Source organism: Tepidimonas fonticaldi, from assembly GCF_007556755.1.
Taxonomy (GTDB): domain Bacteria; phylum Pseudomonadota; class Gammaproteobacteria; order Burkholderiales; family Burkholderiaceae_C; genus Tepidimonas; species Tepidimonas fonticaldi.
Genome location: NZ_VJOO01000014.1, coordinates 43,002 through 62,417, shown reverse-complemented (window position 1 = coordinate 62,417; position 19,416 = coordinate 43,002). Strand labels below are relative to the sequence as shown.

Annotated in this window: 20 protein-coding genes and 1 tRNA gene; 9 read left to right on the top strand and 12 right to left on the bottom strand. The window is 68.7% G+C overall.

Annotated elements, in window-relative coordinates:
* Positions 1–10: 10 nt before the first annotated feature.
* From Tfont_RS08390 to Tfont_RS08380, 3 genes are all read right to left on the bottom strand, one after another.
* On the bottom strand, positions 11–274 hold the full coding sequence (locus Tfont_RS08390) for a Txe/YoeB family addiction module toxin (RefSeq protein ID WP_143969097.1): 264 nt from the start codon (positions 272–274) through the stop codon (positions 11–13).
* Positions 271–513, bottom strand: a complete 243-nt coding sequence (locus Tfont_RS08385; protein ID WP_143969096.1) for a type II toxin-antitoxin system Phd/YefM family antitoxin — start codon at positions 511–513, stop codon at positions 271–273. The genes Tfont_RS08390 and Tfont_RS08385 overlap by 4 nt, the downstream gene beginning before the upstream one ends.
* Before the next feature lie 113 nt (positions 514–626).
* Positions 627–1,541 carry a LysR substrate-binding domain-containing protein gene (locus Tfont_RS08380; protein WP_143969095.1) on the bottom strand — a complete coding sequence of 305 codons (915 nt, stop codon included), beginning with the start codon at positions 1,539–1,541 and terminating at the stop codon, positions 627–629.
* 143 nt (positions 1,542–1,684) lie between these two features.
* Here Tfont_RS08380 and Tfont_RS08375 point away from each other — a divergent pair, with 143 nt between their 5' ends.
* The 6 genes from Tfont_RS08375 (at position 1,685) to Tfont_RS08350 (ending at position 9,176) form a co-directional block, all read left to right on the top strand.
* A complete protein-coding gene (locus Tfont_RS08375) occupies positions 1,685–2,869 on the top strand; it encodes an acyl-CoA dehydrogenase (RefSeq protein ID WP_143969094.1) in 1,185 nt (394 codons plus the stop codon).
* A 6-nt stretch (positions 2,870–2,875) separates the two neighbouring features.
* Positions 2,876–4,084, top strand: coding sequence for a CaiB/BaiF CoA transferase family protein (locus Tfont_RS08370; protein ID WP_143969093.1), 1,209 nt, complete (start codon positions 2,876–2,878; stop codon positions 4,082–4,084).
* A 132-nt stretch (positions 4,085–4,216) separates the two neighbouring features.
* Entirely contained in the window at positions 4,217–5,695 is a 1,479-nt protein-coding gene (locus Tfont_RS08365; RefSeq protein WP_068607572.1) for an NAD-dependent succinate-semialdehyde dehydrogenase, read from the top strand.
* 69 nt (positions 5,696–5,764) lie between these two features.
* On the top strand, positions 5,765–8,083 hold the full coding sequence (locus tag Tfont_RS08360; protein ID WP_068607573.1) for a patatin-like phospholipase family protein: 2,319 nt from the start codon (positions 5,765–5,767) through the stop codon (positions 8,081–8,083).
* Positions 8,084–8,128: 45 nt separating this feature from the next.
* Positions 8,129–8,202, top strand: a tRNA-Gly gene (locus tag Tfont_RS08355).
* Positions 8,203–8,276: 74 nt separating this feature from the next.
* Entirely contained in the window at positions 8,277–9,176 is a 900-nt protein-coding gene (locus tag Tfont_RS08350) for a recombination-associated protein RdgC (RefSeq protein WP_068607575.1), read from the top strand.
* A gap of 1 nt (position 9,177) precedes the next feature.
* Here the strand turns inward: Tfont_RS08350 and Tfont_RS08345 are convergent, their stop codons facing one another.
* Complete coding sequence (locus Tfont_RS08345) at positions 9,178–9,624, bottom strand: OsmC family protein (RefSeq protein ID WP_143969092.1); 447 nt, start codon at positions 9,622–9,624, stop codon at positions 9,178–9,180.
* A gap of 118 nt (positions 9,625–9,742) precedes the next feature.
* Here Tfont_RS08345 and Tfont_RS08340 point away from each other — a divergent pair, with 118 nt between their 5' ends.
* Complete coding sequence (locus Tfont_RS08340) at positions 9,743–11,065, top strand: NAD(P)/FAD-dependent oxidoreductase (protein WP_143969091.1); 1,323 nt, start codon at positions 9,743–9,745, stop codon at positions 11,063–11,065.
* Positions 11,066–11,093: 28 nt separating this feature from the next.
* A complete protein-coding gene (locus tag Tfont_RS08335) occupies positions 11,094–11,450 on the top strand; it encodes a DUF5368 family protein (RefSeq protein ID WP_143969090.1) in 357 nt (118 codons plus the stop codon).
* Positions 11,451–11,465: 15 nt separating this feature from the next.
* Here the strand turns inward: Tfont_RS08335 and Tfont_RS08330 are convergent, their stop codons facing one another.
* From Tfont_RS08330 to Tfont_RS08310, 5 genes are read right to left on the bottom strand one after another with little or no spacing between them, the layout of a single operon-like run.
* The gene (locus Tfont_RS08330) at positions 11,466–11,765 is read right to left on the bottom strand and encodes a hypothetical protein (protein ID WP_143969089.1); all 300 of its coding nucleotides are present in this window, start codon (positions 11,763–11,765) and stop codon (positions 11,466–11,468) included.
* 38 nt (positions 11,766–11,803) lie between these two features.
* Entirely contained in the window at positions 11,804–12,055 is a 252-nt protein-coding gene (thiS, locus tag Tfont_RS08325) for a sulfur carrier protein ThiS (protein ID WP_068607585.1), read from the bottom strand.
* 14 nt (positions 12,056–12,069) lie between these two features.
* A complete protein-coding gene (locus Tfont_RS08320; protein ID WP_143969088.1) occupies positions 12,070–13,347 on the bottom strand; it encodes an NAD(P)/FAD-dependent oxidoreductase in 1,278 nt (425 codons plus the stop codon).
* 13 nt (positions 13,348–13,360) lie between these two features.
* Positions 13,361–15,208 (bottom strand): aldehyde ferredoxin oxidoreductase family protein, encoded by a 1,848-nt coding sequence (locus tag Tfont_RS08315; RefSeq protein ID WP_143969087.1) that lies wholly within the window; start codon positions 15,206–15,208, stop codon positions 13,361–13,363.
* Positions 15,209–15,227: 19 nt separating this feature from the next.
* Positions 15,228–15,704, bottom strand: coding sequence for a 4Fe-4S dicluster domain-containing protein (locus tag Tfont_RS08310; RefSeq protein ID WP_143969086.1), 477 nt, complete (start codon positions 15,702–15,704; stop codon positions 15,228–15,230).
* A gap of 269 nt (positions 15,705–15,973) precedes the next feature.
* Between Tfont_RS08310 and Tfont_RS08305 the strand changes: the two genes are divergently transcribed.
* On the top strand, positions 15,974–17,014 hold the full coding sequence (locus Tfont_RS08305) for a helix-turn-helix domain-containing protein (RefSeq protein ID WP_143969085.1): 1,041 nt from the start codon (positions 15,974–15,976) through the stop codon (positions 17,012–17,014).
* Positions 17,015–17,038: 24 nt separating this feature from the next.
* On the opposite strand, the gene Tfont_RS08300 is transcribed toward Tfont_RS08305, so the two are convergent.
* Genes Tfont_RS08300 through Tfont_RS08290 form a run of 3 tightly spaced genes read right to left on the bottom strand, consistent with a single transcriptional unit; the run spans position 17,039 to position 19,292 of the window.
* Positions 17,039–17,839, bottom strand: a complete 801-nt coding sequence (locus tag Tfont_RS08300; RefSeq protein ID WP_143969084.1) for a substrate-binding domain-containing protein — start codon at positions 17,837–17,839, stop codon at positions 17,039–17,041.
* Positions 17,836–18,567, bottom strand: coding sequence for an ATP-binding cassette domain-containing protein (locus Tfont_RS08295; protein ID WP_143969083.1), 732 nt, complete (start codon positions 18,565–18,567; stop codon positions 17,836–17,838). The genes Tfont_RS08300 and Tfont_RS08295 overlap by 4 nt, the downstream gene beginning before the upstream one ends.
* Positions 18,564–19,292, bottom strand: coding sequence for an ABC transporter permease (locus Tfont_RS08290; RefSeq protein WP_143969082.1), 729 nt, complete (start codon positions 19,290–19,292; stop codon positions 18,564–18,566). The genes Tfont_RS08295 and Tfont_RS08290 overlap by 4 nt, the downstream gene beginning before the upstream one ends.
* Positions 19,293–19,416 lie beyond the last annotated feature (124 nt).

The following is a 19,416-nucleotide window of genomic DNA, read 5'->3' as shown; positions in this document are numbered from 1 at the left end:
CGGCATGTGGTCACTCGTAATGTGACCACATGCGCAACACCTTCACGGTGTGCTCATCGGTCAACACCTGATAGACCAAACGGTGTTGGATGTTGATGCGCCTGGAGTAAGTGCCGGCCAAGTCACCGACCAGCTTCTCGTAGGGCGGCGGGTTCTGGAACGGATTGGCCCGGAGCACCGCCAGCAACTCCTGGGCCTTCGGCTTCAAGCCGGCAGCGGCCAGTTTGAGGGCATCTTTTTGCGCATGCTTGGCAAAAACCACCGCCCACGTCACCAGTCAAGCTCCTGGGCGCAGTTCTCCACGAGCTCGGCCATGCCTTCTTTGATGGACTCGCGCATACCGGGCACGGACAGCAGGTACAGCGTTTCCTGAATCGCCTGCCAGTCTTCCGCAGACACCAACACCGCATCGTGCCGCTTGCCGGTGATGGTGATGGGCTGGTGCGACTCGGCCGCTTGGTCCATCAGGCGATAGAGTTTGGATCGTGCGTCGCTGGCAGAGAGGATTTGCATCGGTAGGGGCTCCTGGCACGAAAGCGTACGTTTTTTGGTACGGAAAGTCAATGCAACGCGGGGGCTGACCCGTCCCAGCACCACAGGCATGGCATTTGATTTTTCAGACCTGTCTACACAGCAACACCCGGTGCGACTTGGCACTGCTGCAGCACCCATGCCCGAAACACCGCCAGCGCCGGCCGTTCGGCCACCTGCGGCTGAACCAGGTAATACGCCCGTTGTGCCTTCAAGGGCCGCGGGCACGCCACCACCAGCGCGCCGCTGGCCAGCTCCGCCTGCACCAGCAGGGTGGGCATGAGGGCCACGCCCAGGCCGGCCATGGCGGCGGCGGCCTGCATGGAAAAGAGTTCGTATCGGGGGCCCGCCATGGCGCGGGGGGCGTCAACACCTTGGGCGTCGAACCACTGGCGCCAGGCCTCGGGCCGGGTGGACTGCTGCAGCAGAGGCCATTCGGCCAGCGCGGCCGGCTCGACGGGCTGGCCCTGGGGCAGCAGGCGCGGGCTGCACACCGGCAGCACGTCTTCGTCCATCAGGTGGGTAGCCTGGGTGCCGGCCCATTGCTGCAACTGCTGCGGGGTACCCGCCCACAAGGCGGCGTCGATGCCGGTGTCGGTGAACAGAAAGGGCCGGGTGCGGGTTTCCAGATGCACCAGCAAGTCGGGGTGTTGCGCGGCCAGCCGGGGCAGGCGGGGAATGAGCCAGCGGGTGGCGAAGGTGGGCACGGTGGCCAGCGTCAGGCTGTCGCCCTGCCCGCGGCGGCCCATCAGATCCACGGCGTCGCGCTCCAGGGCGTCGAGCCGCTGACGCACCTGGCGGGCATAGTCGGCCCCGGCGGGGGTGAGCGCCATGCCGTGCTGGGTGCGCTTGAACAGCGGCACACCCAGAAATGCCTCCAACGCCGCCACCTGACGCGAGACGGCGCCTTGCGTCAGGTTTAGCTCTTGCGCGGCGCGGGTGAAGCTCTGGTGGCGGGCTGCGGCTTCGAAGCAGTTCAACGCTTGGGTGGAGGGGAGCTTGCGCCTCATGGTCACGCCTCGGGTCATCGTGCAGACCAGCACGCCTTTTATTCGATTCGATCATATCTGACCGAAAATTTTTCGTTTGCCAAGCCCGATTCCCCGCCTTAGGATGGGCCCGTTCGCAACCCCTCCAGATGTGAGACATCCCCATGGCTTCCCACGCCCGCTTTTCCTGGTCCGACCCCTTCCTGCTGGACGAGCAGCTCACCGACGACGAGCGCCAGGTGCGCGACGCCGCCCATGCCTACTGCCAGGAGCGCCTGCTGCCCCGCGTGCAGGAGGCCTTCCGCCACGAAAAGACCGACCGCACCATCTTCAACGAGATGGGTGAACTGGGCCTGCTGGGCCCGACCATCCCCGAGCAATACGGCGGCGCGGGCCTGAACTACGTCTGTTACGGCCTGGTGGCGCGCGAGGTGGAGCGCGTCGACAGCGGCTACCGCAGCATGATGAGCGTGCAAAGCTCGCTGGTGATGGTGCCGATCTACGAATTCGGCACCGAGGCGCAAAAGCAGAAATACCTGCCCAAGCTGGCCACCGGCGAATGGGTGGGCTGCTTTGGCCTGACGGAGCCCAACCACGGCTCCGACCCCGGCAGCATGATCACCCGGGCCAAGAAGGTGCCGGGCGGCTACTCCTTGAGTGGCGCCAAGATGTGGATCACCAACTCCCCCATCGCCGACGTGTTCGTCGTCTGGGCCAAGGACGATGAGGGGCAGATTCGCGGCTTCATTCTGGAAAAGGGCTGGAAGGGCCTGAGCGCCCCCGCCGTGCACGGCAAGGTGGGCCTGCGCGCGTCCATCACCGGCGAAATCGTGATGGACGAGGTGTTCTGCCCCGAAGAAAACGCCTTCCCCGAGGTTCGCGGCCTCAAAGGCCCCTTCACCTGCCTCAACAGCGCACGCTACGGCATCGCGTGGGGGGCGCTTGGCGCGGCCGAGGATTGCTACTTCCGTGCCCGCCAGTATGTGCTGGACCGCCAGCAGTTTGGCCGCCCGTTGGCCGCCAACCAGCTCATCCAGAAAAAGCTGGCCGACATGCTGACCGAAATCAGCCTGGGCCTGCAAGGCTGCCTGCGCCTGGGGCGGCTGAAGGATGAGGGCAAGGCCGCGGTGGAAATCACCTCCATCCTCAAGCGCAACAGCTGCGGCAAGGCGTTGGACATTGCCCGCATGGCCCGCGACATGATGGGCGGCAACGGCATCAGCGACGAATACGGCGTGGCCCGCCACCTGGTGAACCTGGAGGTGGTCAACACCTACGAAGGCACGCACGACATCCACGCGCTGATCCTGGGCCGCGCGATCACGGGCATTGCGGCCTTCTCGGCCTGACGCGCCATGGTGCCGAATGCCACTGCAGGCGCCCCGGGCGCCGGTGCCGAGCCTCCCCGCCCGCTGGCGGGTGTGCGGGTGTTGGACCTGTCGCGCGTGCTGGCCGGCCCGTGGGCCAGCCAAATCCTGGCCGACTACGGGGCCGACGTGATCAAGGTGGAGCGCCCCGGCAGCGGCGACGACACGCGCGCCTGGGGACCGCCCTGGTGGCAGCCCGACCCGGCGCGGGGGGATGCGCGCGTGGCGGCCTACTTCGTCTGCGCCAACCGGGGCAAACGCTCGGTCGCCATCGACATCGCCAGCCCCGAGGGCATCAAGCAGGTGCGCGAGCTGGCGCGCGAAGCCGATGTGCTGATCGAAAACTACAAGGTCGGCCAACTGGCCAAATACGGCCTGGATGCGCGCAACCTGCAGGCCATCAACCCGCGGCTGATCTACTGCTCCATCACCGGTTACGGCCAGAATGGCCCGCTGGCGCACAAGGCCGGCTACGACTTTGCCGTCCAGGCCGAAGGCGGGCTGATGAGCATCACCGGCGAGCCCGACGGCGAGCCGCAGAAGGTGGGCGTGGCCGTGACGGACCTGATGACGGGCGTGTACGCGGCCACTGCCATCCTGGCCGCGCTGCACGAGCGCCAGCACACCGGCCGCGGGCGGGTGCTGGATGCATCGCTGTTCGATGTGCAGGTGGCCATGCTGGCCAACCAGGCCAGCAACCAGCTCATCGGTCAACGCACCCCCCGGCGCATGGGCAATGCCCACCCCAACATCGTGCCCTATCAGGCGTTCCCCACCCGCGACGGGCACCTGGTGCTGGCCGTGGGCAACGATGGGCAGTTTCAGCGCTTTTGCGAGGTGGCCGGCCACCCCGAGGTGGCCCGCGATGCGCGCTTTGCCACCAACCCCGCACGGGTGGAGCACCGCAGCGTCCTGGTGCCGCAGATCGCCGAATGGACCCGCACACGCGACACGGCCGATTGGGTGCGGCAACTGGACACGGCCGGCGTGCCCTGCGCGCCGATTCATGACATTGGGCAGGTGATGGCCCACCCGCATGTGCAGGCGCGCGGCATGGTGCTGCCCGCCGCACCGGGCCGCCCCCCGATGGTGGCGCATCCAGTGCTCTTCGACGGCCAGCGGCCCACGGCGCAGCGCCCGCCCCCGGCGCTGAACGCCGACCGGGCGGCATGGGCAGACGGTTCCAGCGGGCGTTGAGCGTGGCATGCCCCGGGGCTGTATCGGCCGCGCGGCCCGTACAGCGCCGCGGCGGCTGTCACCCGCTGTACCGGTCGCACGGGCGCCTTCGCGCTACAGTGTCGCCATCTTTTGGACGTGACGGAGACGACGATGGACATGAAGGCCTCCCCGCTGGCCCAGCTCAAGGACCCGACGCTGCTCAAGACCGACGCTCTGATCGACGGACAGTGGGTGTCGGGCGCCGAGCGATTCGACGTGCATGACCCCGCCACAGGGCAAAAGCTGGCCGACGTGGCCAAGCTGGGCCCCGCCGACGCCGAAGCGGCCATCGCCGCCGCCAACGCCGCCTGGCCGGCGTGGCGCAACAAAACGGCCAAGGAGCGCGCCAACATCCTGCGCAAGTGGTACGACCTGCTCATGGCCAACCAGGACGACCTGGGCCGCCTGATGACCGCCGAGCAGGGCAAGCCCCTGCCCGAGGCCAAGGGCGAGGTCGCCTACGGCGCCAGCTTCGTCGAATGGTTTGCCGAGGAGGCCAAGCGCGTCAACGGCGAGACCCTGCCCCAGTTCGACAACAACCGCCGCCTGCTGGTGCTGCGCCAGCCGATCGGCGTGTGCGCGGCAATCACGCCGTGGAACTTCCCGCTGGCGATGATCACCCGCAAGGTAGCGCCCGCACTGGCCGCCGGCTGCCCGGTCGTCATCAAACCGGCGGAGCTGACGCCGCTGACCGCGCTGGCCGCGGCCGAACTGGCCATCCGCGCCGGCATCCCGGCCGGGGTGCTCAACGTGCTGACCAGCGACGGGCCGGGCAGCGTGGAAATCGGCAAGGTGCTGTGCGCGAGCGACGTGGTGCGGCACCTGAGCTTCACCGGCTCCACCGAGGTCGGCCGCATCCTGATGGCGCAGTGCGCTCCCACGGTCAAGAAGCTGTCGCTGGAGCTGGGCGGCAATGCGCCGTTCATCGTCTTCGACGATGCCGACATCGACAGCGCGGTCGAAGGGGCGTTTGCCAGCAAATACCGCAACGCCGGCCAGACCTGCGTCTGCTCCAACCGCATCTATGTGCAGGAGGGCGTCTACGAGGCCTTCGTGCAAAAGTTTGCGGCCAAGGTGGCCACGGCCAAGGTGGGCAACGGCTTCGAGGACGGCGTCAACCAAGGCCCGCTCATCGAGGAGGCGGCGGTCCAGAAGGTGCAGCGCCACGTCGAAGACGCCATCGCCAAGGGCGGCCGCGTGCTGACCGGCGGCCGGCGCCTGGGCGGGCTGTTCTACGAGCCGACCGTGATCGCCGACGCCCGCCCCGACATGCTGTGCGCAAAGGAAGAGACCTTCGGCCCGTTTGCGCCGGTGTTCAAGTTCCGCACCGAGCAAGAAGCCATCGACGCCGCCAACGCCACCGAGTTCGGGCTGGCCAGCTACTTCTACAGCCGCGACGTGGGCCGCATCTTCCGCGTCGCGGAGGCGCTGGAATACGGCATGGTGGGCATCAACGTCGGCATTCTGGCCACGGAGCATGTGCCGTTCGGCGGCGTCAAGCAATCCGGCCTGGGCCGCGAGGGCTCGCACCACGGCATGGACGAGTATGTGGAGCTGAAGTACGTCTGCATCGGCGACGTGCTGAAGTGACGTGACGGAGCGGCCGGGGGTGGCCGTACACTGGCGACGCCCCCTGCCGATGGTCTCCGCACGCATCCCATGATCCGTTGTCTCTGGCGGCTGCTGGCCGCCTTCGCCTGGCTGGTGGCGGCGCACGGCCAGGCCGCCGGCGCCGCCAGCCCCCTCCTCGACCGCACCGCCGCGCCAGCACCGGACACCGCGGCCGCGCCCTCCGGCCACCGGCCGCGCATCGGGCTGGTCCTGTCGGGCGGAGGGGCGCGCGGCTTCGCGCACGTCGGCATCCTGAAGGCGCTGGAGGCGGCGCGTGTGCCGGTGGACGTCATCGCCGGCACCTCCATGGGCGCCATCATCGGCGGCCTGTACGCCAGCGGCATGGACCCGGCCGCGCTGGAGCGGGAGATTCTGGCGGTGGACTGGGGTCGGCTATTCGACGACCGCCCGCCCCGGCAGGACCTGACCCAGCGCCGCAAGGAGGAGGACTTCACCTACTCGCCTGCGGTGCGGCTGGGCTTCAAGGACGGCCAGTTCCAGTTCCCCAAGGGGGCGGTGTCGAGCCGGTCGCTCGAGCTGCTGCTGCGCCGCTACACCCTGCACACCCGGCACCTGCCGGACTTCGACGCGCTGCCTACGCCCTTTCGCGCCGTGGCGACCGATATGGAGACGGGCGAACCGGTGCTGCTCTCGTCGGGGGATCTGGCCGCCGCCTTGCGCGCCAGCATGTCGGTGCCGGGCGTGTTTTCGCCGCTGGAGTGGGACGGCCGCATCCTCGGCGATGGCGGCCTGGTCAACAACTTGCCGGTGGACGTCGCGCGGGCGATGGGGGCGGAGATCGTCATCGCCGTCAACATCGGCACCCCGCTGGCCCGCCGCGAAACGCTGGGCACCGCGCTGGGCGTCACGGTGCAGATGATCAACATCCTGACGGAGCAAAACGTCCGCCGCAGCATCGAGGGCCTGAACCGCCGCGACCTGTTGCTGACCCCCGATCTGGGCTCGCTGACGGCGGCCAGCTTCGACCAGGGCCCGGCGCTGATGGCGATCGGGGAGCGCTACGGGGCCTCCGTGATCGAGGCCCTGCGGCGCTTCGCGCTCGACGAAGTGGCCTACGCGGCGTGGCAGTCCGCGCGGCAGACGCGGCACGAGGCCCTGCTGGCAACGCTGCCCGACTCGCTGGCCTTCGTGCGCATCGAGGGCGTCTCGTCGGCACAGGCGGCGCGGCTGATGCGGCAAATCGACGTGGCCCCAGGCGATGCCCTGGAGCCGCACCGCATCGAGGAGGACCTGGGCCGGCTGGTGGCGCTGGACGACTACGTCCAGCTCGACTACCGGCTGGCGCCCGCCACCGACGGCACGGGCGAGGGCCTGATCTACCGGCTGCGCGACGACGACGGGGCGCGGCACCAACTTCGGCTCGGACTGAACCTGCAGACCGACTTCCAGGGCCAGGGTGACTTCCGCCTGCGCCTGAGCCATACCCTGCGCGACGCCGGCCACCGGGGCGCCCAGTGGCGCACCCGGGTGGAGTTGGGCGCGACGGTGGCGCTGGGCACCGAGTGGTACCAGCCGCTGGGCGACGACCGCAGCCGCTTCACGAGCGCGTACGCGGACCATGAACTGCGCAAGATCGAGTGGTTCGACGCCGGCGGCGATCCCCTGGCGCTGTTCCACCGCCGCACCACGCGCATCGGCGCCGACCTGGGCTGGCACCTGGGGCGGGCCGGCAACTGGGGCGACGTGCGCGTCGGTGCGATCGCCGCACGCCGCCGCTCGCTGATCGACTACGACAACCAGCGGGTCGGCCGCGGCACGCTGCGCGACGTGGGCTGGCGCGAGTATGCGTGGCGCCTGGCGTGGGTCTCGGATCAGCTGGACCACGCCAACTTCCCCGGGCAGGGGCACCGCTACCAGATCGAGTGGCAACGTGGCCACTACCGCGCCCGGGGGACCGCGACGGACTTCATCCGCTGGGAGGCGAGCCTCAACGAGGTCTTTCGCGACGGGCCGCACGTCTGGAACCTCTACGGACGCCTCAGCCGCTCCACCGCGCTGCCGCCGGGCGCCGCAGACGAGTACTCGCTGGGCGGCTTCCAGCAGCTCTCCGGCTACCGGGTCGGCCAGGTGGCCGGCAATGCCCTGATGCTGCTGCGGCTCGGCTACTACCGGCGACTGTCGCTGAATCCGGGCGTGGCGCGGGCGCTGTTCGTCGGAGGCACGCTGGAGGCCGGCGGGGCCTGGGATGCGACGGAGCGGCTGCGCCTGTCGGGCTACCGCGACAACCTGCGCTGGGGCAGCAGCGCATACCTGGGCGCGGACACGGCCATCGGCCCCGTCTACCTCGGCCTGGTGCACGCCCCCCGCGGCTACACGGGCCTGTACTTCCTGCTCGGCAAACCGTGAACGGCCCGGCCCCGCCCGGGCTTTGCTCTACAATACTGGGGCGACGCGGGCGTCGTTCAATGGTAGGACCTGAGCTTCCCAAGCTCAAGACGTGGGTTCGATTCCCATCGCCCGCTCCAGCATCCCCGCAGCCGGCATGCCGCCGGTTCCTGCAACCGATGGCACGTCCGGCCGTCGACGAGCTCCCCACACCGTGTTCAAGAACCTGACGGTCTTTCGCATCGGCGACGGCTTTGCCGCGACCCTGGAACAGATGGAGCAGGCCCTGGCGGCCCTGCCCTTCCACCCCTGCGGCCCCACCCAGATGCAGAGCGAGGGCTGGGTGCCACCGCGCGGCCAGCCCCATGCCCCCCTGGTCGAGTCGGTGGCGGGCCACCGGTTGATGCGCTACCGCATTGAGACCAAGCGCGTGCCCGGGGCCGTCGTCAAGCGCGCGCTGCAGGCGCGCTGCGCCCAGATCGAAGCCTCCGAGGGCCGCCAGCCGGGCCGGCGCGAGCAACGCGACCTGAAGGAAGCGATCCTGCAGGAGCTGCTGCCGATGGCCTTCGCGCAGGCGGTGGACGTGCAGATCTGGCTCGACGTGGGCGCGGGGCGCATCGCCTTCGACAGCACGTCGCCCAAGCGCGTGGACGCGGTGGTGACCGCCCTGGTCCGGGCGCTGGACGGGCTGCGTGTCGAGCCGCTGGAGACGGCACTGTCCCCGGCGACGGCGATGGCCGGCTGGCTCGGCTCCGCGCCGCAGGACTGGCCCACGCACTTCGCCCCTGGCCGCGACGCCGAACTCAAGAGCGACGGCGACAGCCCCGCGGTGGTGCGCTTCACCCGCCACGTGCTCGACACCGAGGATATGCAGCGGCACCTGGCGCAGGGCAAGCGGCCGACCAAGCTGGCCCTGGACTGGGACGGCCGCGTGAGCTTCGTGCTGACCGACGGCGCGCAACTGCGCCGCATCGCCTTCCAGGACGGCGTCTTCGAGGACAACGACGCTGGCGAGGGCGACGGTTTCGACACCGACGCCGCCATCGCCACGGGCGAGCTGTCGGCGCTGATCGGCGACCTGCTCGCCGCGCTCGGCGGTGAGCAGCGGCGCTGACTCAGCCCTTGAGCACCTGACCGTCGCCCCCGGTGACGCGCACGTCGATCGGGATGCCCTGCTGCACGCTCATCGAGATGGTGCAGAACTCCTCGAACTGCCCGAGGATGCGGTCGAGATGCTCGTACGCGTCCCCGGGGCGCTCCAGTCGAATCTCGACTTCGATGCGCTGCACCCGCAGGCGATTGGCGGCGTTGCGGCCGACGGTGGCGCGCGCCACCGCGGTCAGGGTGCCGGGGTCCTGCTTGAATTTGGTGAGCGCAAACGTCAGGCTCGCGCTCAGGCAGTTGGCCACCGCCGCCAGCAGCAGGTGTTTCGGCGTGGGGCCGTTGGATTCGCCCAGCGGGGGCGGTTCGTCGCTGAACAGCGTGGGCGTGTCCAGCCCGAAATCGATCGCGAACTGGTAGCCGCTGCGGCGGACGAGCGTGACGGTGGTCGGTGTGTCCATGTTCGGGTTTCTCCGGGGTCGATCGGGCGGGACGCTTGCGATGGATCAAGGAATCCCGCGCGTTCCGCTCCCATCATACAAACTCCCAAGGGTATCAACCATCCATGAGGAGACGGTCATGGTCCGATTCGATCCCGATCGCCGCGAGGCGCTCGCACGTCTGGCCGCACTCGGTGCCCTGGGGCTCATGGCCGCCCCCGGGGAGTCCCGGTCGGACCCCACACCGGTGGACGGCAAGGCCCGCATCGTCATCGTCGGGGCCGGGGCGGCCGGACTGGCCAGCGCCTCGCACCTGCGCCGCCGCCTGCCGCAGGCGAGCATCACCCTGATCGACGCGCGGCGCGACCACTATTACCAGCCCGGCTTTACCCTGGTGGGCGCCGGCATCAAGCCCGTCAGCTACGTCGTGTCGACGACGCAGGAGTACGTCGCGGCCGGCGTCGAATGGGTGCAGGAGGCCGCCGCCGAGATCGATCCCGAGGCGCGCCGGGTGACCACGGCGGGTGGGCGCAAGGTGGGTTACGACTTCCTGATCGTCGCCTGCGGCCTGGAGCTCGACTACGCGGCCATCGACGGCATGGACACCGCCTGGATCGGTCGCGACGGGGTGGGCAGCGTGTACAACGGCCCGGAGGCGGCCGCGGCCACCTGGAAAGTCATGTCCGCCTTCGCCGCGCAAGGTGGGGTCGGGCTGTTCGGCCGCCCGCACACCGACATGAAGTGCGCCGGGGCGCCCCTGAAGTACACCTTCATCACCGACGACCGTCTGCGCCGTGCGGGCATGCGGGGCAAGGCCGAGCTGCACTACCTCGCGCCGCAAAAAACGCTGTTCTCCGTCCCCATCGTCTCGGAGAAGGTGCGCATGCTGTTTCAGGACCGCGGCATCCGTCCGCACTACGAGCACCAACTCGTGTCCATCGACCTGGGGCGCCGGCTCGCCACGTACCGCTCGATCGCCGGGACGACGGAGCTGAAGTACGACTTCATCCACGTCGTGCCCCCGATGCGCGCGCCCGCCGTGGTGCGCGACAGTCCCCTGCCCTGGCAGGACGGCCCCTTCGCCCGCGAGCGGTGGCTGGAAGTCGACCGCGAGACGCTGCGCCACAAGCGCTACGACAACGTGTTCGGCGTCGGGGACATCGCCGGCGTGCCCAAGGGCAAGACGGCCGCCAGCGTCAAGTGGCAGGTGCCGGTGGCGGTGGATCACCTGGTCGGCGACATCAGCGGCAAGCCCTCGCAGGACAAGTACAACGGCTACACGTCGTGTCCGCTGATCACCCGGCTGGGCCGGGCCATGCTGATCGAGTTCGACTACCAGGACAACCTCTATCAGTCGTTCCCCGGTTTCATCGCGCCGCTGGAGGAGTTGTGGGTGAGTTGGGTCATGAAGACGGTGGCCCTCAAACCCACCTACATCAGCATGCTGCGCGGCCGCACCTGACCCCCGCACCCCCTCGGAGACCCCGATCATGAAGACCTACGACCCTCTGGTGTTCCTCGCGGTGTTCCAAGAGATGCTGGGCCCGCTGCTGTGGATCCTGCCGCTGCTCGCGCTGGGCACGGCGGTGGGATTCGGCTGGGTATGGCGGCGGGACGGCCACCTCGTGTCGCGCCGGCTGGTGCAGTCGGAGCTGCTGGGCCTGCTCGGCGGCGGCGTCGCCCTGGTGGTGATGGCCGCGGTGTCGTCGTCGGGCTTCACCGACGCGGCCGGCCCGGCGGACTGGTTCCTGATCCTAATCGTCTACGGTACTGGCTTCGTCGCCACGATGCTGCTGGCCTACACCGTGATGGGGCTGCTGGGCCGCCCGAGCGGCCGCGCCACGTGACCAGCGGGGCGGGACTCAACCGCCACCGCGCTGCAGATAGAGATCGAAGCGGCGCATGAATCGGTGGCGCTCGTCGGCGGTCAGCCCCTCGAAGCGAAAGCCCACCCACAGCCGGGGCAGCCGGATCAGGGCGATGGTCCGGGGGGGCAAGGGTCGCCAGGTGAGCGCCAGGGTCCCCGTGCCGATGCGCACCTGCACGCCATCGCCCGTGCGCGACCAGGGGTGGTCCCCGATCGCCGCGGGCAGCCAGCCCAGCCACTCCTGGACCGTGCACCCCATGTCGCGCTCGAAGGCCTGCGGGTAATACGACTGCATGGGAGGGGGCGGTCCGGACGGGGGGCCACCGGGGTCGCTCATCCCCCGGCGATTGGCGGCCAGACCGCCAGCACGTCCCCCGGGGCCAGCGCGCGCCCGGCGCGCTCGGACGGGGGCACGAACACGCCATTGACCAGCACCAGGTGCACCAGCTTCGGGGGGAGCTGATGGTGGTCAATGACGGTCTGCACCGTGGTGCCCTCGGGGACCTCCAGCTCGATCTGATTGAAGCGCGCGCCAGGGGGCAGGTAGTCCCCCAGCGTCGCGAACAGCTTGAATGTGACCTGCATGCGAACGCGGCTCCTCAGCGCCGACGGGTGTCGGCCGCCCCTGCCCACCGGGACTGCGCCTGGGCGGTGGCCAGGTACGCGGCCATGAAGCGTGTCGGATCTTGCATCAGCTCGCGCTTCCACACGCCCAGTCGGACCTTGCCCTCGACCAGCCCGCGCAGGGCACCGACGTGGTCGGTCCAACCCACGCTGTTGCAGCCCACCATCACATCGCCGTCGAAGCACAGGCTCAGCACCTTGTGGTGCTCGGCATCCACCCGTTCCACCCGGTCGCCACCGGGCACCCCCTGCCAGTTGCCAAAGCTGGTGGAAATGAGCCCCAGCGTGTCGAGCACGTTGATTTGCGTGACCCCGCGCAGCTCCGCCCGCTGGCCCACCATGTTGAGCGCAGCCACGCGCGCCTGATCGGCGGCATTGGGCTGGATCGCACTGACGATGGTGGTCCCCGACACCTTGTCGAAGGCCTCGGCGCAGTCCCCCGCCGCATAGACGCCGGGCACGTTGGTTTGCATGTGCTCGTCGGTCAGCACGCCTTGCAGGCAGCGGATGCCGGAGTTCTCCAAAAAACCGATGGCGGGCTTGACCCCCGCGGCGATGATGACCAGATCGGCCGCGACCGCGTGGCCGTTGGACAGGCGCACGTTCAGCGGCGCGCCGGGTTCGATCGCTTCCAGGCGCGTGCCGGTGTGCACCGCCACGCCTTTGGCTTCGCACCAGTCGCGGATCATGCCGCCGGCGGCCGGCCCCATCATGCGCGGCACCATGCGATCGCCCATCTCGACGATGGTCAGGGTGACGCCGCGCTGTTGCAACGCCTCCATGATGATGCAACCGATGAAGCCGGCCCCCAGTTGCAGCACGCGGGCTCCGGGTTTGGCCCGCTCCATGATGGCGCGGGCATCCGCCAGGGTCCAGCAGTGGTGCACTCCCGGCAGGTCGATGCCGGGGATGGGCGGGCGGGCGGGCCGCGACCCGGTGGCGATCAGCAGCCGGTCGTAGGTCAGGGTGTGCCCATCGTCCAGCCGCACGGTGCGCGCCGACGTATCCACCGCAGTCGCCTGCCCTTGCACCCGCTCGATGCGCAGGCGCTCGTAGTGATCGGCCGTTTTGCGCAGGTGGGTGCCGGCCTCGTCGATGTGCCCGATCAACAGGTACGGAATCGCCATGCGCGAATATGGCGGCTCCGGCTCGTCGCCGACGAGCGTGATGCGATCCGCCGGAGCATGCTTGCGGATGGTTTCGGCCGCGATCACCCCGGCCGGCCCGGCCCCCAGAATGACGTGGTGGGTCATGTCGTGCGTTGGATCAAAGGCCCAGTCGCGCCTTGGTTTCGGCGGTCGGGCGGCCTTCCGCGTCCCAACCCCGCACCGCGTAGTACTTGGGCAGCATCTCGGGCAGCTTGTTGACCAACCCCTTGGCGGGGCCGCTCTTGGCGGGCTCGGTCAGCAGGCGCGGCGGCAGGCTGTCGTCCTTGGCCGTGAAGCCGGCGGCGTTGTTGAACTCGCGCTCCATGTTCCAGATGCGCTCGCCGATGCGCTCCAGCTCCTCGGTGGTGTACTCGTCGCCGCAGGCGGCCGCAACCTGCGGCGCCACGTCGGCCAGCCCCCAGGCAAAGCTGGTAAAGATGCAGATGCCCGCCGAGTCGAACGCCGCCGTGGCGTCCTGGAAGGCTTTGACCAGCTCGGGCTTGCCCTCGGCCGTCAGCGGGTCGGTCTTGACGGGGATGCCCAGCACCTCGGACGCCACGGTGTAGCCGCGCAGGTGGCAGGCACCGCGGTTGCTGGTCGCATAGGCCAAGCCCATGCCCTGGATGCCGCGCGAGTCGTAGGCGGGGAACTCCTGGCCCTTGACGCTCATGGACAGCTCGGGGTGGCCGTACTTCTCGCACAGGCGTTTGGAGCCCAGCCCGATCTCTTTGCCAAACCCGACGCCGTTGGCCGTCATGTCCGCCAGCTCGCACAGCGCGCGGGCGGAGCCAAACGGCGCTTCGATGCCGATCTGTTCCTTGGTCAGCACGCCCAGTTCGTACAGCTCCATGACGGCACCGACGGTGGCCCCAAAGCTGATCGGGTCCATCCCGTGCTCGTTGCAGATCAGGTTGGCGTACTGCAGCGCCTCCAGATCGTTCACGCCGTTGGCGGCCCCAAGCGCCCACGCGGCCTCGTACTCCAGCCCGCCGCTGGCCCCCCAGTACTGGGGCTTGTTCTGCACGCTGAAGTGCGTCTCGTCGATCTTGCTGATGCGCCCGCACGCGATGGTGCAGCCAAAGCACGCCTGGTTGGTCACGAGGTGCGTCTTGCCGTCGGTGGGGCGCGGCGTCAGCATGGCCTCGGCCGAAATGTCTTTGGCCCCCTCGAACTGCACGTCGCGGTGGTTGCGCGTGGGCAACGCGCCGATTTCGTTGATGACGTTCATCAGCACCTGCGTGCCGTATTTGGGCAGCCCCTGCCCCGTCACTGCGTTGTCGGCCAGGATCTTTTTCTTTTCTTTCGTGACCTGCATGAAGGCCTTGGGATCGCGGACATTGCCCACGCCCTTGGTGCCACGCACGGCAATCGCCTTGAGGTTTTTGCTGCCCGCCACCGCCCCGACGCCGGAGCGGCCGGCGGCGCGGTGCAGGTCGTTGACCACTGCCGCGTACAGGACCTGGTTTTCGCCCGCGCGCCCGATGCTGGAAATGCGCAGCAGCGGGTCCTGCAGCGAGCTCTTGAGGATTTCCTCCGTCTGCCAGACCGATTTGCCCCACAGGTGCGAGGCGTCGCGCAGCTCGGCCACGTCGTCGTTGACGTACAGGTACACCGGCTTGGGCGATTTGCCCTCGAAAATGATCATGTCCCAGCCGGCCATCTTGAGCTCCGCCCCCCAGTAACCGCCGGAGTTGGAGCAGGCAATGGCCCCAGTCAGCGGGCCCTTGGTGATGACGGTGTAGCGTCCGCCGGTGGAGGCCATGGTGCCCGTCAGCGGCCCGGTGGCCCAGATGATCTTGTTGTCGGGCGACAGCGGATCGACCTTGGGGTCCACCTCCTCGACCAGGTATTTGCTGCCCAGCCCGCGCGAGCCCAGGTATTGGCGCGCCCAGGTCATGTTCAGCGGCTCGGCCGTGCAGGTGCCGGCCGTCAGATTGACGCGCAGGATTTTTCCAGCCCAAGACATGTTCGTGCTCCTTTGACGATCAGGCCGCGGCCGTCTGGTTGCCCAGTTTGTCGGCCCACTGCTTCATGCGGTCGATGCCGGTCCAATTGGCATCGATGAAGGTGATGGCGCCCGTGGGGCAGGCATCGGCGCAGGCCGGCTCGCCGCCGCACAGATCGCACTTTTGGACCTTGCCGGTTTCCTGCACGTAGTTGACGGTGCCGAAGGGGCAGGCAATGGTGCACACCTTGCAGCCGACGCAGGTAGTCTCGTTGACGACCTTGGCTCCCGTGACCTTGTCGACCGTGATGGCCTCCACCGGGCAGGCATGCAGGCACCACGCCTCGTCGCATTGGGTGCAGGTGTAAGGCACTTTGCGCCCGGTGTGGTGGAAGTCGAACACCTTGATGCGCGATTTGGACGTGGCGTATGTGCCGTAGTTTTCGAACGAGCAGGCCATTTCGCACTGAAGGCAGCCCGTGCACTTGGCCGGATCGATGTGCAGCACCTTTTGCATGCTTGGTCTCCTGGGTAGCGGGGCCGCAAGGACGCCCTTGTGAAGTTCACCGCTTTGGTATTGTTGTAGGAGAATCCCCTGCCATCCTTGGGGATAACCCTAGTCGACCGGGGAGGCGTGCGGAATTTCTCAAAATGCGACAGTGAACGTGTACGACGGGCGTCGCGCCGAATCGGCATTTGCCGTCCAATTGCCCCGGCGAATCGGTCAGCCCGCGGCCGATCCCCCCGCACGCCCGCACCGTCGCCATCGACCAAGCCCGGCGCCGGATGCTCGACGACCCGCAGCTCGACGGGGATGTGCCGGGCCTCGAGCCGTGGATCGCGTCCTCGTGGCGCCGCTGCCTGGCACGCGGGCAACGCCCAGGCGAGCGGGTGGTGTTCGACAGTGTCAGCGCCGCCGTGATGCGGCGGACCTTGGAAGCCAGCCAGACCCTGAGGCAGGCGGCCACCCCCATCATCGACCGCACGCTGGGTCGGGCAATGTCCGACACCGGCTACTTTGCGCTGCTGACCGATCCGAACGGAATCGTCATCGACGTGCACGGCCCGGTCGATCCCGGCAACCGGCATATCCATGCAATCGCCCGCATCGGCGTGGATCTGTCGGAGAGCGCGATCGGCACCTCGGCCATCGGCGCCGCGCTGACCGAGCGGATGCCGGTTTGGCTGCACCGGGGGGAACATTTCTTCGACAACACTGCGGTCTACAGCTGCGCCGGGGCACCGCTGTTCGACCCCGACGGCGCATGCATCGGCATGCTCGATCTGACCGGTGTCATGGCGCCGGAGCGCCGCGCCCTCAAGCACTTGGTCAGCGTGACGGCGCGCCGCATCGAAAACGCCCTGGTGCTGTTGCGCCCCCATGCCCTGAGCCTGCGATTGACGTGGCCCGGGCATCTGCCGGGCGATGACGACGATGGCCTCCTGATCCTCGACGCCGACGGGCGCATCGTGGGCGCCAACCGCACGGCCACCGAGATGCTGGACCTGCGGGCGAACATCGGGGCGAGCGCGGGCGGCTGGCCCCACGCCGACGAGGTGTTTGCCGTGCCGTATGGCGACCTGTTCAGCGCCGCGCGACGGGGGCGCGGGCCGCTCGAAGTACCCAGTTGGCTGGGGCTGCGGCTGCTGGTGTTGGCGCAGTCGGGGGGCGACGACACCCAACACGGCCCCAGCTTACCTCTCAAAAGCCGGGAGGCGGCCCTCATCCGCCACGCCGTGGCGCAAGCTGGCGGCAATGTGGCCGAAGCGGCGCGGCAACTCGGAATCAGCCGGGCCACGGTCTATCGCAAGCTGGCCCAGCGCTGAGGCCGGCAACACCTGCCGCGCCGATCAGCGCCGCGCGCTCGGGAAGAAGGCCGCCTCCCCCCCGATCCGATAACTGGCAATCGCTGCTTGCCCCATAGGCCCGGTGATCCAATCCACAAACGCTTGTGCCGCTGCCGTCTTGACGTGTGGGTGTCGTTCGGGGTTCACTCGAATCACCCCGTAGGGATTGAACAGGCGCGGGTCCCCCTCGACCAGCACGGCCAAATCGGCGCGGTTTTTGAAGTTCAGCCAAGTGCCGCGATCCGTCAACACATAGGCAGCGGTGGCGGCGGCCATGTTGAGCGCGGCCCCCATGCCGCAGCCGCATGGCCGATAGCCGCTCCATCCAGGCTCGGGTCGCCCCGCCTGCGCCCAAAACCGCAATTCGGCGGCGTGGGTTCCGCTCCTGTCGCCGCGTGAGACGAACGGCGCGCCGGCTGCCGCCACCTTACGCAGCGCCTCCACGATGTCGCGCCCCCGAACACCGGCGGGATCCGTCTTGGGCCCCACCAGCACGAAATCGTTGTACATGACCTCCAGCCGCTGCACCCCCCAGCCTTCCGCAACGAAGCGCTCCTCGGCCGCCTGATCGTGCACGAACAACACATCGGCATCGCCGCGGCGCGCCATGTCGATCGCTTGCCCGGTCCCCAGCGCCACCACCTTGACCTCGATCCCTGTCGCCTGTCGAAACAGTGGCAATAGGTGGCCGAAAAGACCCGACTGCTCCGTCGAGGTGGTGGAAGCCACGACGAGGGGCTGCGCGTGAACCGTCCACGCCACGAGACAGCCGACAACCGTCAGTAACCAGGATAGCAACTTCATGGGGTTTCTCCAAGGACAAAAGCACGAGCCTGAGGCGAATGCCGCGCCAGGACATCGGGGTCGAAAAAATCATCCACAGGAAGATCGGCCAGAATGCGCCCTGCTTCCAGATAGACGACGCGGCTGGCCAGGCGCCGCACCTGCCCCAGTTGGTGACTGCTGAAAATCAGAGTCCCTCCCCCCTCCTGCGCTGGTGAGGCGCCAGGAGCGGCGAAAGTGCGGATCAAGGCCTCGACCTCGAGCCGGGCCTGCGGATCGAGGCTGGCGGTCGGCTCATCGAGCAGCCAGACATTGGGGTGCTGCGCCCAGGCCCGGGCCAGGGCCAACCGCTGCTGCTGCCCCCCCGACAAGGTCCGCCCGTTGCGCCCCGCGTAGGCCGCCAGGCCCACCCGCTCCAGCGCTTGCAGGGCCAGCACCCGCGCCTGTGCCCAGCGCTGCCCCTGCAACCACAGCGCAATCGCCACGTTGTGCAACGCGCTCGAGCGCATCAGGTACGGCCGCTGGAACACCAGGGCCGCACGCACCCCCGGGGCGCGGTGCAATACGCCCCCCACCGGCAACAGACCCATGAGCGTACGCAACAGCGTACTCTTGCCACTGCCGTTGCTGCCCACCAGCGCCACGCGCTCGCCAGGCTGCACGCGCAGGTCGATCCCGCGCAAGGCGTGTACCTGCCCCGCAGGGCCCAGACGGACGTGCACCCCGCGAAAGTCATATAGCGGCGTCATGCGCGCGCCTCCAGCAGTGTAGGCCCATCCGCCCGTTCGCGCCAGCGTCGCAGCAGCGCCACCAGGGCATTCAGGATCAGCACCACCCCCAGCAGGACGATGCCCAGCCCCAGCGCCAGCGGCAGATCGCCCTTGCTGGTCTCCAGCGCAATCGCCGTCGTCATGACGCGGGTAAAGCCATCGATATTGCCGCCCACGACCATCACCGCCCCCACCTCCGAGACCGCGCGCGCAAACGCCGTGATCACGACCGTCAGCAGCGCGTACCGCTCATCCCAAGCGAGCAGCCAGCCGCGCCACACCGTCCCGGCGCCCAGCGCGCGCAACTGCTCGCCGTACTGCGATTCCGCATCCTCCACCACCTGGCGCGTGAGCCCGATGACCAACGGCAACACCAGCACCGTCTGCGCCAGCACCATGGCCTGAAACGTAAACAACCACCCCAGAAAGCCCAGCGGCCCCGAGCGGGACAGCAGCAGGTACACCACCAGCCCGACCACCACCGATGGAACCGCCAGCAGCGTATTGACCAGCGTCACGACGGCAGCGCGCCCCGGAAAACGCGCCACGGCCAGCCATGTTCCGATCGACAACCCCAGCACGCACGCCAACCCGCAAGCGGTCGCACTGACCGCCAACGACCGCGCGACGATCTGCCACAACGTCGCGTCCCCCGACAGGACCAACCCCCAGGCAACCGCCAACCCCTGCGCAAAAGACTCCATGACCGTGCATCGTAGCGGCCGAGCAAACGGCAAGCGCCCGTGGCTTTCCCGGTATGCAGCGGCGTGCATAGGCCTGGGGACACCGGCAGCGCAGGCGGTGCCCCCGTCACATCGGGCACACTGT

Bases quoted from the DNA above. Each gene is read 5' to 3' on its own strand.
- Tfont_RS08385 (WP_143969096.1), bottom strand. From the start codon at position 513: ATGCAAATCCTCTCTGCCAGCGACGCACGATCCAAACTCTATCGCCTG.
- Tfont_RS08380 (WP_143969095.1), bottom strand. From the start codon at position 1,541: ATGAGGCGCAAGCTCCCCTCCACCCAAGCGTTGAACTGCTTCGAAGCC.
- Tfont_RS08375 (WP_143969094.1), top strand. From the start codon at position 1,685: ATGGCTTCCCACGCCCGCTTTTCCTGGTCCGACCCCTTCCTGCTGGAC.
- Tfont_RS08370 (WP_143969093.1), top strand. From the start codon at position 2,876: ATGGTGCCGAATGCCACTGCAGGCGCCCCGGGCGCCGGTGCCGAGCCT.
- Tfont_RS08365 (WP_068607572.1), top strand. From the start codon at position 4,217: ATGGACATGAAGGCCTCCCCGCTGGCCCAGCTCAAGGACCCGACGCTG.
- Tfont_RS08360 (WP_068607573.1), top strand. From the start codon at position 5,765: ATGATCCGTTGTCTCTGGCGGCTGCTGGCCGCCTTCGCCTGGCTGGTG.
- Tfont_RS08345 (WP_143969092.1), bottom strand. From the start codon at position 9,624: ATGGACACACCGACCACCGTCACGCTCGTCCGCCGCAGCGGCTACCAG.
- Tfont_RS08340 (WP_143969091.1), top strand. From the start codon at position 9,743: ATGGTCCGATTCGATCCCGATCGCCGCGAGGCGCTCGCACGTCTGGCC.
- Tfont_RS08335 (WP_143969090.1), top strand. From the start codon at position 11,094: ATGAAGACCTACGACCCTCTGGTGTTCCTCGCGGTGTTCCAAGAGATG.
- Tfont_RS08330 (WP_143969089.1), bottom strand. From the start codon at position 11,765: ATGCAGTCGTATTACCCGCAGGCCTTCGAGCGCGACATGGGGTGCACG.
- thiS (WP_068607585.1), bottom strand. From the start codon at position 12,055: ATGCAGGTCACATTCAAGCTGTTCGCGACGCTGGGGGACTACCTGCCC.
- Tfont_RS08320 (WP_143969088.1), bottom strand. From the start codon at position 13,347: ATGACCCACCACGTCATTCTGGGGGCCGGGCCGGCCGGGGTGATCGCG.
- Tfont_RS08315 (WP_143969087.1), bottom strand. From the start codon at position 15,208: ATGTCTTGGGCTGGAAAAATCCTGCGCGTCAATCTGACGGCCGGCACC.
- Tfont_RS08310 (WP_143969086.1), bottom strand. From the start codon at position 15,704: ATGCAAAAGGTGCTGCACATCGATCCGGCCAAGTGCACGGGCTGCCTT.
- Tfont_RS08305 (WP_143969085.1), top strand. From the start codon at position 15,974: ATGCTCGACGACCCGCAGCTCGACGGGGATGTGCCGGGCCTCGAGCCG.
- Tfont_RS08300 (WP_143969084.1), bottom strand. From the start codon at position 17,839: ATGAAGTTGCTATCCTGGTTACTGACGGTTGTCGGCTGTCTCGTGGCG.
- Tfont_RS08295 (WP_143969083.1), bottom strand. From the start codon at position 18,567: ATGACGCCGCTATATGACTTTCGCGGGGTGCACGTCCGTCTGGGCCCT.
- Tfont_RS08290 (WP_143969082.1), bottom strand. From the start codon at position 19,292: ATGGAGTCTTTTGCGCAGGGGTTGGCGGTTGCCTGGGGGTTGGTCCTG.